20 protein-coding genes are annotated in these 17,062 nt (G+C 63.9%); 15 read left to right on the top strand and 5 right to left on the bottom strand.

The genetic code is table 11. The features are described 5' to 3' along the window. Positions 1–43: 43 nt before the first annotated feature. From HWX69_RS17515 to HWX69_RS17495, 5 genes are read left to right on the top strand one after another with little or no spacing between them, the layout of a single operon-like run. The gene (locus HWX69_RS17515) at positions 44–2,140 is read left to right on the top strand and encodes a minichromosome maintenance protein MCM (RefSeq protein WP_178918308.1); all 2,097 of its coding nucleotides are present in this window, start codon (positions 44–46) and stop codon (positions 2,138–2,140) included. Next, a complete protein-coding gene (locus HWX69_RS17510) occupies positions 2,141–2,395 on the top strand; it encodes a DUF7854 family protein (RefSeq protein WP_178918307.1) in 255 nt (84 codons plus the stop codon). 39 nt (positions 2,396–2,434) lie between these two features. Beyond that, positions 2,435–2,773: a DUF7855 family protein gene (locus HWX69_RS17505; protein ID WP_178918306.1), complete on the top strand. Its 339-nt coding sequence runs from the start codon at positions 2,435–2,437 to the stop codon at positions 2,771–2,773. Positions 2,774–2,779: 6 nt separating this feature from the next. Beyond that, complete coding sequence (locus HWX69_RS17500; protein WP_178918305.1) at positions 2,780–3,445, top strand: DUF7856 family protein; 666 nt, start codon at positions 2,780–2,782, stop codon at positions 3,443–3,445. 30 nt (positions 3,446–3,475) lie between these two features. Continuing rightward, positions 3,476–4,024 (top strand): DUF7857 domain-containing protein, encoded by a 549-nt coding sequence (locus HWX69_RS17495; protein ID WP_178918304.1) that lies wholly within the window; start codon positions 3,476–3,478, stop codon positions 4,022–4,024. A gap of 25 nt (positions 4,025–4,049) precedes the next feature. Here the strand turns inward: HWX69_RS17495 and HWX69_RS17490 are convergent, their stop codons facing one another. Next, on the bottom strand, positions 4,050–4,913 hold the full coding sequence (locus tag HWX69_RS17490; RefSeq protein WP_178918303.1) for a transcription initiation factor IIB: 864 nt from the start codon (positions 4,911–4,913) through the stop codon (positions 4,050–4,052). 172 nt (positions 4,914–5,085) lie between these two features. Here HWX69_RS17490 and HWX69_RS17485 point away from each other — a divergent pair, with 172 nt between their 5' ends. Then, entirely contained in the window at positions 5,086–5,583 is a 498-nt protein-coding gene (locus HWX69_RS17485) for a DUF7858 family protein (RefSeq protein WP_178918302.1), read from the top strand. Here HWX69_RS17485 and HWX69_RS17480 read toward each other — a convergent pair. From HWX69_RS17480 to HWX69_RS17470, 3 genes are all read right to left on the bottom strand, one after another. Next, complete coding sequence (locus HWX69_RS17480; protein ID WP_178918301.1) at positions 5,580–6,287, bottom strand: AAA family ATPase; 708 nt, start codon at positions 6,285–6,287, stop codon at positions 5,580–5,582. The genes HWX69_RS17485 and HWX69_RS17480 overlap by 4 nt on opposite strands. Before the next feature lie 63 nt (positions 6,288–6,350). After that, positions 6,351–7,199: a universal stress protein gene (locus tag HWX69_RS17475; protein WP_178918300.1), complete on the bottom strand. Its 849-nt coding sequence runs from the start codon at positions 7,197–7,199 to the stop codon at positions 6,351–6,353. 221 nt (positions 7,200–7,420) lie between these two features. Next, positions 7,421–8,641, bottom strand: a complete 1,221-nt coding sequence (locus HWX69_RS17470; protein WP_178918299.1) for a hypothetical protein — start codon at positions 8,639–8,641, stop codon at positions 7,421–7,423. A gap of 362 nt (positions 8,642–9,003) precedes the next feature. Here HWX69_RS17470 and HWX69_RS17465 point away from each other — a divergent pair, with 362 nt between their 5' ends. The 7 genes from HWX69_RS17465 to HWX69_RS17435 all read left to right on the top strand — a co-directional run bounded on the left by HWX69_RS17465 (position 9,004) and on the right by HWX69_RS17435 (position 14,380). After that, the gene (locus HWX69_RS17465; RefSeq protein ID WP_178918298.1) at positions 9,004–9,891 is read left to right on the top strand and encodes a universal stress protein; all 888 of its coding nucleotides are present in this window, start codon (positions 9,004–9,006) and stop codon (positions 9,889–9,891) included. Between the two features lie 61 nt (positions 9,892–9,952). Beyond that, entirely contained in the window at positions 9,953–11,431 is a 1,479-nt protein-coding gene (locus HWX69_RS17460) for an AMP phosphorylase (RefSeq protein ID WP_178918297.1), read from the top strand. A 159-nt stretch (positions 11,432–11,590) separates the two neighbouring features. Continuing rightward, positions 11,591–12,121: a hypothetical protein gene (locus tag HWX69_RS17455; protein WP_178918296.1), complete on the top strand. Its 531-nt coding sequence runs from the start codon at positions 11,591–11,593 to the stop codon at positions 12,119–12,121. A gap of 48 nt (positions 12,122–12,169) precedes the next feature. Next, on the top strand, positions 12,170–12,709 hold the full coding sequence (locus HWX69_RS17450) for a hypothetical protein (RefSeq protein WP_178918295.1): 540 nt from the start codon (positions 12,170–12,172) through the stop codon (positions 12,707–12,709). Beyond that, positions 12,709–13,098 (top strand): hypothetical protein, encoded by a 390-nt coding sequence (locus HWX69_RS17445; RefSeq protein ID WP_178918294.1) that lies wholly within the window; start codon positions 12,709–12,711, stop codon positions 13,096–13,098. Before HWX69_RS17450 ends, HWX69_RS17445 begins: the two co-directional genes overlap by 1 nt. Next, positions 13,095–14,072 (top strand): helix-hairpin-helix domain-containing protein, encoded by a 978-nt coding sequence (locus tag HWX69_RS17440; RefSeq protein WP_178918293.1) that lies wholly within the window; start codon positions 13,095–13,097, stop codon positions 14,070–14,072. Before HWX69_RS17445 ends, HWX69_RS17440 begins: the two co-directional genes overlap by 4 nt. Positions 14,073–14,080: 8 nt before the next feature. Beyond that, positions 14,081–14,380 (top strand): hypothetical protein, encoded by a 300-nt coding sequence (locus tag HWX69_RS17435; protein ID WP_218644814.1) that lies wholly within the window; start codon positions 14,081–14,083, stop codon positions 14,378–14,380. Between the two features lie 4 nt (positions 14,381–14,384). Here HWX69_RS17435 and HWX69_RS17430 read toward each other — a convergent pair whose 3' ends face one another. Beyond that, the gene (locus tag HWX69_RS17430) at positions 14,385–14,813 is read right to left on the bottom strand and encodes an HIT family protein (protein ID WP_178918292.1); all 429 of its coding nucleotides are present in this window, start codon (positions 14,811–14,813) and stop codon (positions 14,385–14,387) included. A gap of 131 nt (positions 14,814–14,944) precedes the next feature. On the opposite strand from HWX69_RS17430, the gene HWX69_RS17425 reads away from it, so the two are divergent. Together HWX69_RS17425 and HWX69_RS17420 are read left to right on the top strand one after the other, a co-directional pair. Next, complete coding sequence (locus HWX69_RS17425) at positions 14,945–16,207, top strand: substrate-binding domain-containing protein (protein WP_178918378.1); 1,263 nt, start codon at positions 14,945–14,947, stop codon at positions 16,205–16,207. Beyond that, on the top strand, positions 16,207–17,058 hold the full coding sequence (locus HWX69_RS17420; protein ID WP_156707785.1) for an ABC transporter ATP-binding protein: 852 nt from the start codon (positions 16,207–16,209) through the stop codon (positions 17,056–17,058). Before HWX69_RS17425 ends, HWX69_RS17420 begins: the two co-directional genes overlap by 1 nt. The last annotated feature ends 4 nt before the right edge of the window (positions 17,059–17,062 follow it).

Here is a 17,062-nt window from a genome sequence, read left to right as displayed (position 1 = left end):
GGCAAAGTTCTTATTCGGTGGCGCGCCAAGACGTGATACTCTCATGGCGCGCGCGGAGAACACCGAAGTCATCGACAAGTTCGAGCAGTTCTACCGCGACTACTATCGCAACGAAATCGGTGAACTCGCCCAGAAGTACCCGAACGAACAGCGCTCGCTGTACGTCGACTGGGACGACCTCTATCGCTTCGACCCCGACCTCGCCGACGACTTCATCGCCCAACCCGACCAGATGCGCGACTACGCCGAGGAGGCCCTCCGCCTGTACGATCTCCCGGTCGACGTGAAACTGGGACAGGCCCACGTTCGCATCTTGAACCTCCAGGAGACGACGGGCATCCGCGACATCCGCGCGCGCCATCGCGGCCAGTTGGTCGCTGTCTCCGGCATCATCCGGAAGGCGACCGACGTACGCCCGAAAGTGACCGAAGCCGCCTTCGAGTGCCAACGCTGTGGCACGCTCACCCGCATCCCCCAGACCTCCGGTGAGTTCTACGAACCCCACGAGTGTCAGGGCTGTGAACGGCAGGGACCGTTCGAAATCAACTTCGACCAATCGGAGTTCGTCGACGCCCAGAAACTCCGCGTTCAGGAGTCCCCTGAGGGCCTGCGCGGCGGGGAGACGCCCCAGAGCATCGACGTGAACATCGAAGACGACATCACCGGGAAGGTCACTCCCGGCGACCACGTTCGGGTCATCGGTATCATCCACCTCGACCAACAGGAGCAGAACCAGAGCAAGACGCCCATCTTCGACGTGTACATGAGCGGCATCTCCGTCGAAATCGAGGACGAGGAGTTCGAGGAGATGGACATCACCGACGAGGACAAGAAGGAAATCTACGCCCTCTCCGAACAACAGGACATCGAACAGCAGTTCATCGACTCGATGGCGCCCTCCATCCACGGCTACGAACAGGAGAAACTCGCCATCATCCTGCAGTTGTTCGCCGGCGTCACGAAGAGCCTCCCCAACGATTCCCGTGTACGTGGGGACATCCACATCCTGCTGATGGGCGACCCCGGGACGGGGAAATCCCAGTTGATTCAGTACGTCAAGAACATCGCCCCGCGAGCTGTTTCGACCTCCGGGAAGAGCAGTTCCGCGGCCGGGCTCACCGCTGCAGCTGTTAGAGACGACTTCGCCGACGGCCAACAGTGGACTCTGGAGGCCGGCGCGCTCGTGTTGGCCGACCGCGGCGTCGCTGCCGTCGACGAACTCGACAAGATGGACTCCTCGGACCGCTCGGCGCTTCACGAGGGGCTCGAACAACAGCAAATCAGCGTCAACAAAGCCGGCATCAACGCGACGCTGAAGAGCCGATGTTCGCTTCTGGCGGCGGCGAACCCGAAGTACGGCCGCTTCGACCAACACGAAAAGTACAGCCAACAAATCGACCTCGAACCGGCGCTGCTCTCGCGGTTCGACATCATGTTCATCATCACCGACGTACCGGACCAGGAGAAGGACAAGGAACTGGCCGAACACATCGTCCAGACCAACTACGCCGGTGAGGTGTACACGCACCAACAGCAGAACCCGACCTCGAACTTCTCGGAGGACGAAGTCGCGAAGGCCACCGAGGACGTTCAGTCGGCCATCGACCCCGAGTTGATGCGGAAGTACATCGCCTTCGCCAAGCGGAACGTGTTCCCGACGATGACCGAGGAGGCCAAAACGGTCATCGAGGACTTCTACGTCGACCTCCGGTCGAAGGGGCTCGACGAGGGCTCCGCAGTTCCGGTGACGGCACGGAAACTGGAGGCGCTGGTTCGGCTCTCGGAGGCCAGCGCCCGGATGCGGTTGGGCGACCACGTCGAAAAGCGGGACGCCGAGAAGGCCGTCGACATCGTCATGTCCTCGCTGAAAGACGTCGGCGTCGACCCCGAGACCGGCGAGTTCGACGCCGACATCGTCGAGACGGGCACCTCCAAGAGTCAACGCGACCGCATCAAGAACATCAAGGCGCTCATCAGCGAAATTCAGGATGAGTACGAGGAAGGCGCCCCCATCGAGGAGGTGCTCGACCGTGCCGAGGAGATGGGCACCGAGCGGTCGACGGCCGAACACGAAATCGAGAAACTCAGACAGAAGGGCGAGGTGTACGAACCGCAGGGCGGCCACCTGCGGTCGGTGTAGATGGACCGTATCGCTGCCATCCGCCGAATCGAGGAGGCGTTGGCCGACTACGAGGCCGGCGAGACCGAACTGGAGACCTGCGAGCGCCGGGTCCGGAGTGCCGTTCGAACGTTCGCCACGGAGTTCGACGGCGAGCTGTCGGCGTATCGGGCTGATACGGGCACTGTCGTCGTCGCCGAGTCCGAACGTCAAGCCCGAAACCGAATCGAGGAGTTGACCGACGCGACGGCGCCGACGGTTGAACGCATCGACTAATCCGTTAATTTTAGGTCAAACTGAGGAATACGACTGGCCGTGCTGTTGGTCGTGACGTACTCTCAGGCAGCGAGAACGTCGCTTCGGAACGTTTGTCGAACACACGAGGACTGCGTCGTTCGTCGGTTCGGTCGGGCGGCACTGTTCCGAGCCACGGAGTTTGGGGCGTTTCTCGCGTTGCGACTCCGGGAGAAACACCCCGACGACGTACAAGTAGAGCGCACCGAACCGTTCAACGAGTTTCGAGACGTACCCGAGTCGGTTCGGGAGGCCGCGACGGCCTACGAGTGTCGGGAGAATCCGAACACGGCGTACGCGAAGTTCGCCGTCGACGCGCCGCATCCCTCGCCGGCGACACTGAAACGGCGAGAGCTGTAACCAACCGTGGGGCTGTACGAGTACGTCCGTGTCATCGCCCCGGGAATGACCTTGGACCGGCGTGGGGCACTCGTGGCGGCGGCACGCTCCCGCGGGGTTGAGACGAGCGTCGACGAGCAAATCGAGTCGATTCGGTGTCGGCTTTCGGACCACGAGGCGTCGGTTCCCACGCTGTCGGACGCCCGTCGGCGGGTCGCGGAAACCGAGGCCGCACTTGAGGAGCGTCGCGAGCGTGTGGCGACGCTTCGCGGGCGGGTACAGGCGTCCGACGACGACGCAGTGACCGGGGAGTACCGGACGGCGATTCGTGAACTCTCGGAGGCCGAAACGGAGCATCTCGCTGCGACGGAAGCCCTCGAAGACGCACGCTCGCGTGCACGGTCCGCCCGGGACGAACGTGACCGTCGTCTTCGACTGCAGGACCGACTCGAAAACCGCCGGCGGGAGGCGCGGGTGGAACTCGTCGAATCGGTCCGCCCGGCCGCCGACGAGGCCGTCGTCTCGGCTCCGGGCGGGGACGGACGCACCTTCGCGGACGCCGATTCGGTCACCGCGGCGCTCGCCGTCGCTCGCGTCGGAACCGTTCACGCGCCGGTCGCACTCGCCTGTCGGCGCTTCTCGGACGCGGCCGAAGCGATGGCGTGGCTGGATGCTCCTGTCTACTGGCTGTAATTTATCAACGAGGTGGCGGCCAACGGACGTATGCCGACGCTAAGGGTCGAGTCGACGCGCGTCGATGGTGTGACGTTCGTCGAGGTTCTCGTCACTGCTGACCGCCCCCACCGGATTCGTATTGAGAGCCGCCTCGACGGCCCCGTGTTTCCACCTCGTTCCGAGGGAACGCCGGCCGACGGGTGGAACGAACGAGGTGTAACTCGGACTGTCGATACAGGAACCACGCCGCTCGGATTCGCGACGCCTGCGCGTCCCGAGCGACCGGTCGTCGAGTTGGTGAAGTCGGAACCACTGGCGGCTGGTGGGCCTCCCGAGGCTTTTGCGGCGTGGTTCGAGCGGATCGAGCGGCGTGTCGAACGTGCCGAACGACTCGCTGCGGTCGAGGACCTCCAGTCGGCGACGATAGCCATCGCGTCAGTCGGTGGATTGGACGCCGTCGAGGAACTGGCCGCGGCGCTCGTCGCCGACGAACGGGCACTCGCTCGGTTGTCGGTCGCTCCAGAAGACCTCCAGCGACGGGTCGAATCGGTCGACCTCCCCACGGAGACGTTCGCAGGGTTGGCACGCGAGCGGTGATACGATTCGGTCCTTCCGGTCGCAGTTAGTCGCGTAGGTCCTGGTAGGTGCTCCGAACGGTCACCGCGGAGACATCGGCGACCGACGCGACGTCGGCCTGTGTGAGGTCGGCGTTGCCGTCCCGTGCGGCCGTGTACAGACAGGCCGCCGCGACGCCGCTCGGATTGCGTCCCGTCGCCAGGCCGGAGTCTCGGGCACGTTCGGCGAGGTCGCGGGCCTCCCGTTCGATTGCGGTCGACACGTCGAGTTTGGAGGCGAACCGTGCGAGATACTCCGCCGGATGTATCGGCCCGGCCGGCAGCCCGAGTTCCCGGTTCAGGGCGTCGTAGGCGGCTTTCAGTTCGGATTCGTCGGACGCAGCGACCGCGACGATTTCGGCGAGTGTCCGAGAGATGGAGGCGGTTCGACACACTGCATACACCGCAGCGGCGGCGAAGCCCTCTATCGACCGACCCTGTAACAGTCCGTCGTCCTGTGCTGACTCGAAGAGGACACACGCCCGCTCCTGGAGGCTGTCGGGGAGTTCGAGTCGGCCAACGATACGCCGTATCTCGGTGAAGCCGTACACCTGATTTCGCTCCTGCTTGCTGGCGATTTGGGCGCGTTTGTGCTGTCGCCGCATGCGTGCGACCCGGCGCCGCTTTCTTCCCTTCAGCCGGGTCGAGTGACCGATCTCCGTCGAGAGCCCTCTGTCGTGTCGCGAACGCGTCAGGGGCGCGCCGGTCCGCTCGGGGTTCGTTCGGTCGTCCTCGAAGGACCGCCACTCCGGCCCGTGGTCGATGGCGGTTTCGTCGACGACGAGTCCGCACTCGTCGCACACTGTTTCGGTGTCGGTGCTCCGGAGGCGCCCCTCACATTCGGGACACGTCTGTCGCGTCGTGGCGCTCATCACATGCGAAGGTGGGTCGGGATGATACTTTAAAAACTACCGCAGGTGGGAGAAATCAACCTCGCTCGCCCGCTAGAGGGCACCGGTTATCGGTACCTTCCTCGCAGCGTGAACAGCCAGTACCTTTCCGTTCTCCAACAGTTTAACAAACATCGGGGAGCCAGCCACGAGCATGGGGCTTTCGGACATCGCCGAGGGAATCGAGGTGACGATGGAGCAACGCGACCCCGGCGTCGCGAGGAGCGACCGAACCGACGCGTCGCTGTCCGAGCGCCTGACACCGTTCGCCGAGGAACTGCCCTGTTCGGCGGATGAAGCAGCCCTCGTCGTCGAAGCCTACGCCGAAGGAGCGAGCCTCGGCCGTTCGGCCGCCGTCGCGGAGCTTCCGAAGACGACGGCGGCGAAGACGCTGTATCTCCTCGGCGAACCCATCGACCCGCTGACGCCGACCGCTCGACGGGTGATGAAAGACTGGCTGGCCGGGGCGATATCACGGACGGAGGCGAAGACGTTGGCCAACGTCGGCGAGGCGGAGTTCGCACTCGGTGCCTACGTCGTCACCCACGACCCGATACCGGCCGCCGAAACGGCGGTCGCCGACGCGCTGGCACTCGAGGACGCCCCCGACCCGCTTTCCGACGCCCGCAGCGGCGTCGATGACTGGCTCTAAATCGGCAACCGTTCTCGAAGGCCGTCCCCGTCGTCGATTTCGATATCTACGCCGACTGTCTCTTCGAGTACCGCCGCGATTGCGCTCCGGGCCTCGACATCGACCGTGACCGCGGGATACTCAGCGTCGAACGTCGGCACCGTCGCCGCCGCGTCTGGGTGGTCCTTCGTCCGTGTCACGACCGTCGTCGAGTCGTCGACGCCGATATCGGCGAGTCGGTCCCACATCCTCGGAACGGCGTCTTCTGTTCTGGCGGCGTCACAGACGACCGCGACGGCGTCGGCTGTGGTGGCTGCCGCGATGGCCTGATTGGCGCCGACCGGCGGCGTATCGAGGAGCACGTGGTCGAAGGAACGCGTCGCTTCGTCGACTTTCCGCTCGAAGGCTTCGGCGGCCTCGGGCGTCTTCGCCCGTGCGAGGCGTTCGAACGGGGCGCGTGCCGGACAGGCCGCGAGGCGGCCGGCACCCTCGATGTCGCGGTCGACGAGCGCCGTTTCCAGCGGCGGCTCTTCGAGACAGAGCGCCGTCATGTCGGGGTCGATGCGGCCGGGCGTCCGGTCGGCCAACCCCTGGGTGGCGTAGGCCGCATCGAGTATCGCCACGTCGTGGCCCTCGCCGGCCAACAGCGTTCCACATTCGAGCGTGAGTCGCGTGGTTCCGACGCCACCGGCGGCGCCGACGAACGCGAGCGTGTCGGTGGTCACAGGATAGTTGCTCTCGCTTTCTGTGAAAAATATTGTCGTTGTGCGTGAAAACTGGCGGTTCACTCACCGCCCGCCGACCGGCGGGACGAGCAGGACGTTACTGTTCGCTCGGGCGGTCACGGACTCGGAGGTGCTACCCAACAGTAGCCGTCGGATGCGGCTTCGGCCCCGAGAACCCATGAGGACGGTCGTCGGCTGGACTTCCGCTTCGGCGGCGAGAATCTCCTCGACGGCTTCGCCCTCGCGAATCATCGTCGTCGTTTCGATGCCCTTCTCCCGGAGTCGTTCGGCGAGGGCTTCGAGTTTCTCTTCGGCGTCCTCGACGCCCGGAGAGCCGCTGCGCCGTTCGGGCGGTCGGACGTGCAGGAGCGTCGCTTCCTGCGTCGCCTCGTCGAGATACCGGAACTGTTCGAAGGCGTGTTCGGCGTTCTCCGAGAAGTCCGTCGCGTAGAGCACGCGCTGGAAGAGGTGTTCGTTGACGACTTCGTGGTGGTCGTCGTCTTCGGCGATGCGCTGAATCAAAAGCGGCCGGCCCGCAGTCCGGGCGACGTTGCGCGTCGTCCCGCCGATGAAGCGCTCCCGGAGGGGGCTCTTCCCGCGGGAGCCGACGATGATCAGGTCGGCCTTGATTTGGTCGGCTAGCCCGTTGATGCGTCGGTGCGGCGTCCCTCTGACGACGTGGGTTTCGACGTCGAACCCTTCCTCTTCGAGCAGCCGCCGCTGCCGTTCGAGCCCCGCTTTCGTCCGCTCGCCGATGTCGCTTCCCGGCATGCCCGTCGTCACGTTCGGGCTGGTGACGTTGAGGAGGTGGATTTCGGTTATCCCGTAGCGGCCCAAACACTCGAGGCAGATTCGGGAACTCATCGCCGCCTCGATGGAATCGGAGAGGTCGGTTGCGTATACGGCTCGCATAGTAGGTAGTTAGGACGGCAACGATATAATATTGTCCCATATTCCCAATATTCTGGGTTCGTTAAAATCGTCGGTCTCGGATGGGTTTCAGCGGGTGTGCTGAATATCGAAAACCTGCGGCTCGTCGAGCGACGCTAGCCTTTCTTTCGACGAACGAGTGACGTGGGTGAAAAATCTGACCCGCTTCCCGGTTTGACGGTCCCCGCCACGTCACCCCGTCGTCACGTTCTCGTGACCGGTTTGTCGTCGTCCTGCCAGATGCTCTCGCCCTCGCGCGCGCAACTGAGCCCGTGCAATCGTGCGGTCAAGCTGGGCTCGTCGGGAGCGTCCATCCGAAGCATATCGAGTGGCGCAGCACCGTGGTGTTCGGTCACGACCTTGTGCGAGATCATCTCCCGATGGGGCGGTACGCCCTCGGGGAGTTCCCCGATAGGGTGGCCGTTCTCGTCGACGAGCCGACGGATGAACTCGTCATTGTTCGCCTCCCACAACTTGTCGCCGCCGCGGCGCACGCAGAAGACGTGGCACATATCCTCAATGGTGTACTCGTCGAAGAACGAGGCGTAGTCCATCTCCTCGAACTCGAAGGGGGCGTGGGACTCACACATCACCACGTCGCTGGCCAACTCGCCGTCGTCGAGATCGCGGAACGGATCGACGAACGTGCTCTTCTGACGCTTGATTTCCGCCTGCAGGCTGTCGATGGATTCGCGGTCGAACAGGTAGTCGTAGGTAGAGATTTCGCCGCCGCCGGTGGCGTCGGAACGAATCCGTGCAGGTACGTCGTGCGACCGCAGGAACACGCCGCCGGAGTCGAGGGCGTCGACCCGCCACGATGGCGCGTCGAGTACTCGCTTCCGACCACCGAAGCGATCGAACCACTCCTCACCGAACACCGCCATCCACGGAACCGTTTCGACTCCGCTGTTCGGCGGTTCGTCACTGGGGAACACGTCGTCCCCGTCGTAAGGGTGACGCACGCGGGAGAAGGCGAACCACGGGTCGAATTCTTCGGCGAGTGCGACGAGCGCGTCGGCGAGTCGGTCGGAACGCTCGCGGGCGATATCGTACTCAACATCCCCTTTGTCACCCAGTTCCCACTCGTCCGGGCCGAACATGGACAACGCGGGATAGGCGACGGACTGCTCGTCGTTGAATTCGACGCGCAGGCACGATGCGCTGTCGGGCATCCAGACCCGAATCACGACCTTGTCGACGTCCTCGACGGTGCGGGACTCCTCGATTACCTCCTCGAGGGAGGCGTCCTTGCGGATGTCGTACCGGTCGTCCCCCTCGAACTTGTACCACTCCACGAGGTCGGTGTCGCCGTCGCTAGTCGTCTCAAACCCGTTGTCGATGAGGATGCGGATGGTGCGCCGAATCAACTCGTCCGGCCGCTCGCCGATGTACACCGGCGTCCACACGTTGTGCGTTTCGCCCACGGGTGAACTCTCGAGCGATTCCCTTTCAGTCTTTTTGCGGAAAACGAATCCGCGTCCGGGCGAACAATGGAAGGCGCAGGCCTTCCGAGTCGCTGGCTCGCACGGGGGATGGCGACCTACCCAGTAGAACAACTATGAAAACAAACCGGACCTGTCCATCCGAAGTTCGTACGACCGGTTCTTTCATCTGGGTAGTGTGGAACCGAGTGGTTGGCGGCCGGTAAGTACATCCTCTATACTCAGCACGCTATTTTATCGACTACAGATGGTCTCAACGGAGCAAGTATTCTGGACAGGCCGTCCATTGAGGGTTGCCTGGACGACCCCCCTTCGTTTTGGTTCCCGGCCACGATAGCCGACGTATGTACGACCGAATCCTCTTTCCGACCGATGGAAGCGACGGGGAGGGCCGCGCCCTCGACCACGTTCTCGACATCGCGTCGACACACGGGTCGACCGTCTATCTTCTCAACGTAGCGGACACGACGCGGGATAGCCTCACGCGGATTCAGGGAGATGTCGTCGACGTGCTCGAACGAGAAGGGGAGGGCCTCCTCGAGGAGGTGGCCGAACGCGCCCGCGATCGCGATGTCGAGACGGTGTCGACCGTCATTCAGGGCGAACCGTACCGAACCATCGTCGAATACGCCGACGAGTACGATATGGACCTGATCGTCATGCCGACGCACGGTCGCAGGGGGCTCCAGCGGTTGCTGCTCGGAAGCACCACCGAGCGCGTCGTCAGGCGGGCCGAGGTTCCCGTGCTCACGATTCGCCCCGACGCCGCGGCCGAACCCCACTACCCGTATCGGGACGTGTTGGTACCCACCGATGGAAGCAAGGGGGCAACCGAGGCCCTCTCGGTTGCGGCCGACGTGGCGACCGAGGCCGAGGCCGCCCTGTACGTCCTGTCGGCTATCACCTACCAGTCCCTCGGTATCGACGTCCGAAGCGACATCCAGACCGCGATGTTGGAGGAAAGCGCCGAGGACATCGTCGAGGAGGCGACAGCATTCGCCGAAGAGGCGGGCGTCGAGCAGGTACACGGCGCCGTCGAGTACGGGTCGTCGGTCCACGAGGCAGTCCTCTCGTTTCTCGAGGAACGGGAGGTCGACCTCGTCGTAGTCGGCACCCACGGCCGGACCGGTTTCGACCGATATCTCCTCGGAAGCGTCGCCGAGGCGCTGGTCCGAACGTCGCCGGTGCCCGTGTTGACGGTTCGACCGCCGGAATCCGAAGACAGCGACTGAGCGTCGGCGACAGCGCTCCGTCGAGGCTGACCTTCTTTGCCCCCGGTGCCGATACCGAGACATGGAACTGAAGACGGAGCCGTTCGACCTCGATACGGCGACGCCGACGGTCGTCATCCACCGCGAGGACGCCGAGGCGCTGGGCGTCCACGCGATGGAGCGTGTCGAGTTATCCGATGACACGGGAACCACGGTCGGCGTCGTGAAGGTGACCACCGACCTGATAGAGCCCGGAACCATCGGCGTGACGCGACCGCTGATGCATCTGGAGGGGTCGGTCGACGTTCGCCTGTCACCGACCCCGCAGTCGACGCGGTACGTCAGGCGAAAACTCGAAGACATCGAACTCGACCACACCGAAATCCGGAGCATCGTTCAGGACATCTACCACGACCGCCTGACCGACATCGAGTTGACGGCCTACGTCTGTGGCCTCCAGGCCAACGGCCTCTCACTCGAGGAGACGACCTCACTGACCGAGTGCATGGCGGACGTGGGCAGTCGAATCAGGTGGGACGACGCGGTCATCGCGGACAAACACTGTATCGGCGGCGTCCCCGGGAATCGGACGACGCCCATCATCGTCGCCATCGTCGCGGCCGCCGGCGTGAAGATTCCGAAGACGTCCTCGCGGGCGATCACCTCGCCAGCGGGGACGGCCGACACGATGGAGGTGTTCTGTAACGTCGAGTTGAGCCAGTCGGAAATCGAGGCCGTCGTTCGGAAAGTCAACGGCTGTGTCGCGTGGGGCGGTGCGGTCGACCTCTCGCCGGTCGACGACCGCATCATCGAAGTCGAGACGCCGCTGTCGCTGGACCCGGAGGGGCAGGTCATCGCGTCGGTGCTCTCGAAGAAACGCAGCGCCGGCTCGACCCACGTCGTCGTCGACATCCCCTACGGCGAGAGCGCGAAGGTGGTGAGTCTCGCGGAGGCCCGTCGACTCTCCCGTGGGTTCAAACGGGTCGGCGAGCACCTCGACGTTCGCATCGAGTGTGCCATCACGCGGGGCGACGGGCCCATCGGTCGAGGCATCGGACCGGCGCTGGAGGCCCGCGAGGTACTCGCGGTTCTCGAAGGTGACGGCCCCTCCGACCTTCGCTCGAAGAGCGTCGAGTTGGCGTCGATACTGCTGGAGCGCTGTGGCGTCGACACCGACGCCGAGATGTTACTCGAATCGGGTCGCGCCCTCGAGACGTTCCGCGACATCATCGAGGCGCAGGGCGGCGACCGGGACGTGACTCGCGAGGGCATCGAAATCGGCTCGCTGACCGAGACGATCGTCGCCGAACGGGACGGCGTGGTGACGAACGCCGACAACGGCGTGTTGGCCGAACTCGGCCGGCGAGCCGGAGCGCCGAAAGACAAGGGTGCGGGCGTGGTGTTGCACGTCACTACCGGCGAGGCGGTCGACCTGGGGGACCCGCTGTTGACGATTCACGCCGAGTCGGCGGCGAAACGCGACGACGCGGCGGCGCTGGAGGCCCGTGCGGACGTCTTCCGGATTCGCCGCCCCGAGGAGATGGTCATCGAGAAACTGTAGTCGGCGGACGCCCCGAGTGTCGTCCGCCGGCCAGTTGATGTCTCATTACTCTCAAACGCCTGTTTGAAAATACATCAATCAATAATCAATTATGTGTTAATTTGGGCTAGTTAACTATTTATTATAGTTATGAGTACGTAAAATTTGGAGGTACAAACAATGTCAGTTGGACAAGAACTACTAGACGTGCCGCTTCCCGAGATGGTTGCTAGCCTCGGCCAGGGTATCGCCGACGCACAGCACCAACTCGACATGAACTCGGTGGAGGTCGCAAAGACCCTCGCCGAAACGGAAATCGAGGTCGTGCCCGCGATAACTCGCACTATCAACGCCGACGGGAGCGTCGATTACGACTCCGCGGACGCTATCGACGTTTCCCTGCTACAGGCCGGGATGTTCCCGACGTTCTATCAGTTTTCAGAGGCGACTATCGAGGTCGAGATGGACATCAAGACGACCACGTCGACGGAGACGCAGGTAGACGTAAGCGCCAGCGGCAAGGTCGGGTTCGGCCTCTGGAGCGCCCGCATCGACACCGACGTGAGTCACAACCGGAAGTTCGGCAAGGAGGTCCACGGCACGAGCAGGCTGGTGACGAAGATGCAGCCGGTTCCGGAACCGCCGTACCTATTCCCGGAGGTCAAAACGGTCGACAACCGACCGTCGGGCGACGGCGAGACCGAAGCCTGAACCACCCGAATCCCGCATTTCCCACGCTTACCACCCGAAACTGCCACCATGCCAATTCGACCGTCGGACCTACGACATCGAGGTACCGCCCACACACAGCCGGTTCGCGAAGAGCTTGACGTTCCGTTCGACGACCTGATATACCTACTCGCGGAGGGAATCGCCAGCGCACAGACGAAACTCGACCTCTCGACGGCCGAACTCCTCGAAACCCTCGCGGAGACCGAAGTCGACGTCGTCCCGCAACTCACCCGCCGAATCGACGAACACGGCGGCGTCGAGACCGAATCGGCCGCCACCGAATCGCGGTCGCTGCTCGAACTCGGCTTTACGCCGACCCGCTATCAGTTCTCGGAGGCCACCCTCGAGGTCGGCGTCGACATCCGATTCAGCGAGGAAGGCGAACGCGAAAGCGAATCCGAAGGGCGACGTCTCGGGCTTCGGGCCGGAACCTACGAAGTGACCGAACAGCGCAAATACGACCACGAGGTCGAGGCGAACGCACGAATCAACGCGCGACTCCAGCCGGTCCCACTCCCCCTCGAGTTGTCGCCCACCGAGACGCGTGACACTCCGGAGGGTGAGTGATGTCGACCGAACAGTGGGCCTCCAGACCGCTGAAGGAGTTCATCCGGTCGCTGGCCGTCTCCGTCGCGGAGGGTCAAGAGGAGTTGGACCGTCGGACGATGCGGGTCCAGCGGGAACTCGAACGTGCCGCCGAGAGCGGCGACCTCGACGTCCAGATGGACGCCTCGTGGCTCCGCTTTTCGGAGGTCGAAGCCGACCTCCAAATCGCCGTCTCAATCGAGGGCGAGGAGATTCGCGACGAAAACGGGACGGTCCGTGGCTACCGCCCGAAACTCGGGGCGACGCCAGTCAACCCCCGCTCCCGGAGTCAGTTCGACATCGACGCCGAAATGACAAGTGAGGTGACCGTGCGTATGGTCCCAGTACCCCCGGAGCGTCGACAGTCATGAGCGGCGAGAAGTTTCCGACCGACGACCGCCGATACGTGAGTGCCCGGTCGTTTCAACTCGAAGAGATTCCGCAGGTCGAAACGAAGAAACTCGAGACGGTCGAGCGTGCGGCCATCGAACGCGCCGTCAGCGAACGCGAGACCATCATCCAGAACCTCCAGACGGACGTTCTGGAGATTCGTGGCGAGCGAAACGCCCTCGAAAGTCAACTCTCGCGTCTGGAATCGGAGCGCGAGGAACTCCGAGACCGCATCCGGCAACTCGAAGTCGAGCGTCCGAAACTCGAACCGAAGACGGTGTTTTCGAACCTCGGGTCGGCCGTCGGAGACGTGCGGACGGAACTCGATGCGGCCAACTACACAATAGACGACGTGGCGTTTTCGCTCAAAGCCAACGTGGTACAGGACAACGACGGGATTCGGCTGCACTTGCCGTCGCTCGACGAGCGGTTCGCAAGCGAGAACCTGAGCGAAATCTCCTTCCGGGTCCGTGCGGGTGACTCCGAGCCGGACAGCCCGGAAGCCGACTACAGCGAGGTGCCGGACCTCCTGGGAACCGACTTGGAGACGGCGAGGGGGCGACTGAACCGGGCCGGACTCACCGTCGGGGAGGTCACGACGGTGGAAGACGCCACGTCGTCGCCGGACGCCGTCGTCGACCAGTTCCCCGAACCGTACGCTCTCGCACCACCGGAGGCTCCGGTCGATTTGACGGTCGCCGACGAACGCCAAGCCGAGGACGCCGACTCGGATGCCGACTTCGAACCGATGGAGCCGACCGAGGAACAGCCGTCGGAGTCCCTCGAGGCCATCGACGGCATCGGGCCGACGTACGCAGAGCGCCTGCGCGAGGCGGGCGTCGCCGGCCTCGCGGCGCTGGCGGAGATGGACCCCAAAACGGTCGCCGAAATCGCCAACACATCGAGTAGCCGGGCCGAGTCGTGGGTCGAGCAGGCGCGGTCGATGCTGACGTGACGATGGATATGGCAGAGCGGTTCGGCGCCGACATCACCGTCGAGGGGCCGGCGCCGGACGTCGTCGGAACGTTCCTCGTGAAACGCCCCGAGAGCGTCGACCACGACCAGTTCATGGTCGGATTGCTCGGTGCCATCGGTTCCCCCGACCGACTCGTGATGCACCACCGTTCGGGGTTTGCGGTCGTCGTGTTATCCTATGGCCGAGCCCAGCGGCTGAAAGCGTATCCGTGGGTCGAAACGGTCGGTGGCATCCGATTCGACCCAGAGCGCTTTGCGGCGGTGACAGGGACTTCCGCCCCGCTTTGACCGGTCACTCCGCGGCGTCGCCGATGTCGGCGGCGATGGCGTCTAACTCCCCGTCGGAGAGTTCCGGTAGCGTCCGGACGATGGAGTGGACGGCGCCGCCGCCGTCGCCGTCGAAACGCGGGACGAGATGGCCGTGGACGTGGGGGACCTCCTGGCCGGCGGCGTCGCCGTCGTTCATCCCTACGGTGACGCCGTCGGCGTCGACGGCCGCCTCGACGGCCGATGTGAGTCGGCCGAGCGTCTCGAAGACGGCGTCCCTGTCGGCCGACGGCAAATCGGAGACGCGTTCGTGGTGGTTCTTGGGGATGACGAGCGTGTGACCACGGGCGAGCGGGTTGGCGTCGAGAAACGCCAGCACGTCGTCGTCCTCGTAGACGGTTCGCGCCGGGATCTCGCCGTCGATGATGCGACAGAAGACACAGTCGTCAGTCATGTTCCCGGTTTCTTCGAGGAGCGCCATCAATCTTGGCTCCAGTCACTTTTGTACTTTTATACGGGCATATTAGGTTGTTTATAGGGGTAAAGAATAAACCGCATTCCTACGAACGGTTGTTTCGTAACGCCATGGGACACGATTACAACGCACACAACCGGCGGACGTTCATGAAGGCGACGGCTGGAACGATGGCGGTCGGCGCCCTGGCCGGTTGTCTCGGCGGTAACGGTAACGGTAACGGTAACGGGAACGGGAACGGTGGGGACAGCATTACTGTTCCAGGTCTGTACGACGAAAGCGGCGGAACCTCCGACGTTGGACGGCCGACCGCGGTCGGGTCGCGGGACGCCATCGCGTATTTCAACGAGAACGACCTCCTGCCACAGGAAATCAACCACCCGAACAACGACTACGCCTACGAGGTGCCGCAGGCCCAGCAGTACTACGACGAGTACACCTCGGGGTCGGAGCCACCGATGATTATCGGCTGGGGGACTGCCGACACCGAGGCGCTGTCGGGAACGGTCGCCGAAGACGAAATCGTCTACGTCTCGGCATCGTACTCGGCGAACCTCCTGACCGAGGAAGCCCCCTACAACTTCTTCGGCAACCTCGACTACACGAGTCAGGCGCGGGCCCACCTCAAGTGGATTGCCGACAACGACGCGGAGGCGACCATCGCCTTCATCTTCTCGAACAACCCCTTCGGGCAGGCGCCCGTCGAGGGTGGCAAGCAGTACGCCGAAGAACTGGGGCTGAACGTCGCCGAGGACATCAACCTCCCGCTGGACGCCAACTCCGCGACGACGCAACTGCGGCAGGCGCGGGACGCCGACGTGGACTACCTCATTCACCAGAACACGGCCGCGCCGATGCAGGTGTTGCTCTCCGACAGGGAGGACATCTACCCCGACGTGACCGTCTGTGGGCTGACCTACACCGTCGACGAACCACGCATCCAGGAGTCCCCGGAGAACTTCGAGGGCGTCCGCTACGTCAGTGCCTTCCGGACCTTCCAGGGGGCACTCGATTCGGGCGGCGACGGCACGTCCATGATCGAGGAGAACTTCGAACGCGAGGGGCGGGACATGGACGACCCGTCGGTCGCGAACCTCAACTACGTCCGCGGCTGCATCCACGGGCTGCTCGTGTTGAAGGGCCTACAGAACGCCATCGACGCCGACCGCGACCCCACGAGCGGGTCGGACGTCCGTCAGTCGATGTTCGACATCGAGGACGACACCATGTGGGACCTCGCCGAGCCGTTCACCTACACGGAGGAGGACCGCCGGCCGACGATGACTGGCCGTCTGTTCGAGGTTTCCGACGGTTCCTTCGAATTCGACACGACGGTCGAACTGCCCCGGCGTGACGACTGGATTGGACTCTGATGACCGCGAGCGAACGCGAGGCGGTTTCGGCGGACGCCAGCGCCGAGGACGAGGAGACACCCGTCGTCGAACTCGACAACGTCGAAATCGTCTACGACCGCCACTTCCTGGCGGTACAGGGTGTCTCGATGTCCGTCGATGAGGGTGACATCGTCGCGCTGTTGGGTCCCAACGGCGCCGGCAAGTCGACCATCCTCAAGATGATAAGCGGCATCGGCCGCAGCGAGCGCGGCGAGGTCTCCCGCGGTCGCGTGTTCTACGACGGCGAGGACGTGACCAACAACGGGGCCAACGAGATGGTCGACCGCGGCGTCACCCACATCCTCGAGGGTCGGCGCGTGTTCGAGGACCTCACCGTCGAGGAGAACCTCCGCTGTGGGCTGTACCGCGGTGGCCGACGTTTCCGCTTCGAGGAAGACGACTACGAAATCGCCTTCGAGTACTTCCCGCAACTGGAGGAAATCCTCGACTTGAAAGCCGGCTACGCCAGCGGCGGTCAACAACAGATGCTCGTCATCGCGCGGGCACTCATCCACCGGCCGCGACTGTTGTTGCTGGACGAACCCTCGCTCGGCCTGGCGCCGAAACTCGTCGAGGACATCTTCGAGACGCTCGTCGAAATCAACCGACAGGAGGACATCACGATGATTATCGCCGACCAGAACGCCCAGCGAACGCTCGACATCGCCGACTACGGCTACGTGATGGAGAACGGCCAAATCGAGTTGAACGACCCGGCCGACGTGTTGTTGAACCGCGAGGAAATCAAGGAGTTCTACCTCGGCACCTCCGGCGACGGCTCTCGATACACCGACATCCGTCACTACAAAATCCGCAAGAGGTGGACCTGATGTC

The sequence above is a fragment of the Natronomonas gomsonensis genome, assembly GCF_013391635.1.
In the GTDB taxonomy this organism is placed as follows: domain Archaea; phylum Halobacteriota; class Halobacteria; order Halobacteriales; family Haloarculaceae; genus Natronomonas; species Natronomonas gomsonensis_A.
Note: the sequence above shows the minus strand (reverse complement) of the source record. Positions and strands in the feature narration are given on the sequence as shown.

What these genes read in the sequence shown, in the direction of transcription:
- HWX69_RS17515 (WP_178918308.1), top strand. Translation starts at nt 44, where the DNA reads ATGGCGCGCGCGGAGAACACCGAAGTCATCGACAAGTTCGAGCAGTTC.
- HWX69_RS17510 (WP_178918307.1), top strand. Translation starts at nt 2,141, where the DNA reads ATGGACCGTATCGCTGCCATCCGCCGAATCGAGGAGGCGTTGGCCGAC.
- HWX69_RS17495 (WP_178918304.1), top strand. Translation starts at nt 3,476, where the DNA reads ATGCCGACGCTAAGGGTCGAGTCGACGCGCGTCGATGGTGTGACGTTC.
- HWX69_RS17490 (WP_178918303.1), bottom strand. Translation starts at nt 4,913, where the DNA reads ATGAGCGCCACGACGCGACAGACGTGTCCCGAATGTGAGGGGCGCCTC.
- HWX69_RS17485 (WP_178918302.1), top strand. Translation starts at nt 5,086, where the DNA reads ATGGGGCTTTCGGACATCGCCGAGGGAATCGAGGTGACGATGGAGCAA.
- HWX69_RS17475 (WP_178918300.1), bottom strand. Translation starts at nt 7,199, where the DNA reads ATGCGAGCCGTATACGCAACCGACCTCTCCGATTCCATCGAGGCGGCG.
- HWX69_RS17465 (WP_178918298.1), top strand. Translation starts at nt 9,004, where the DNA reads ATGTACGACCGAATCCTCTTTCCGACCGATGGAAGCGACGGGGAGGGC.
- HWX69_RS17460 (WP_178918297.1), top strand. Translation starts at nt 9,953, where the DNA reads ATGGAACTGAAGACGGAGCCGTTCGACCTCGATACGGCGACGCCGACG.
- HWX69_RS17455 (WP_178918296.1), top strand. Translation starts at nt 11,591, where the DNA reads ATGTCAGTTGGACAAGAACTACTAGACGTGCCGCTTCCCGAGATGGTT.
- HWX69_RS17450 (WP_178918295.1), top strand. Translation starts at nt 12,170, where the DNA reads ATGCCAATTCGACCGTCGGACCTACGACATCGAGGTACCGCCCACACA.
- HWX69_RS17445 (WP_178918294.1), top strand. Translation starts at nt 12,709, where the DNA reads ATGTCGACCGAACAGTGGGCCTCCAGACCGCTGAAGGAGTTCATCCGG.
- HWX69_RS17440 (WP_178918293.1), top strand. Translation starts at nt 13,095, where the DNA reads ATGAGCGGCGAGAAGTTTCCGACCGACGACCGCCGATACGTGAGTGCC.
- HWX69_RS17435 (WP_218644814.1), top strand. Translation starts at nt 14,081, where the DNA reads ATGGCAGAGCGGTTCGGCGCCGACATCACCGTCGAGGGGCCGGCGCCG.
- HWX69_RS17430 (WP_178918292.1), bottom strand. Translation starts at nt 14,813, where the DNA reads ATGACTGACGACTGTGTCTTCTGTCGCATCATCGACGGCGAGATCCCG.
- HWX69_RS17425 (WP_178918378.1), top strand. Translation starts at nt 14,945, where the DNA reads ATGGGACACGATTACAACGCACACAACCGGCGGACGTTCATGAAGGCG.
- HWX69_RS17420 (WP_156707785.1), top strand. Translation starts at nt 16,207, where the DNA reads ATGACCGCGAGCGAACGCGAGGCGGTTTCGGCGGACGCCAGCGCCGAG.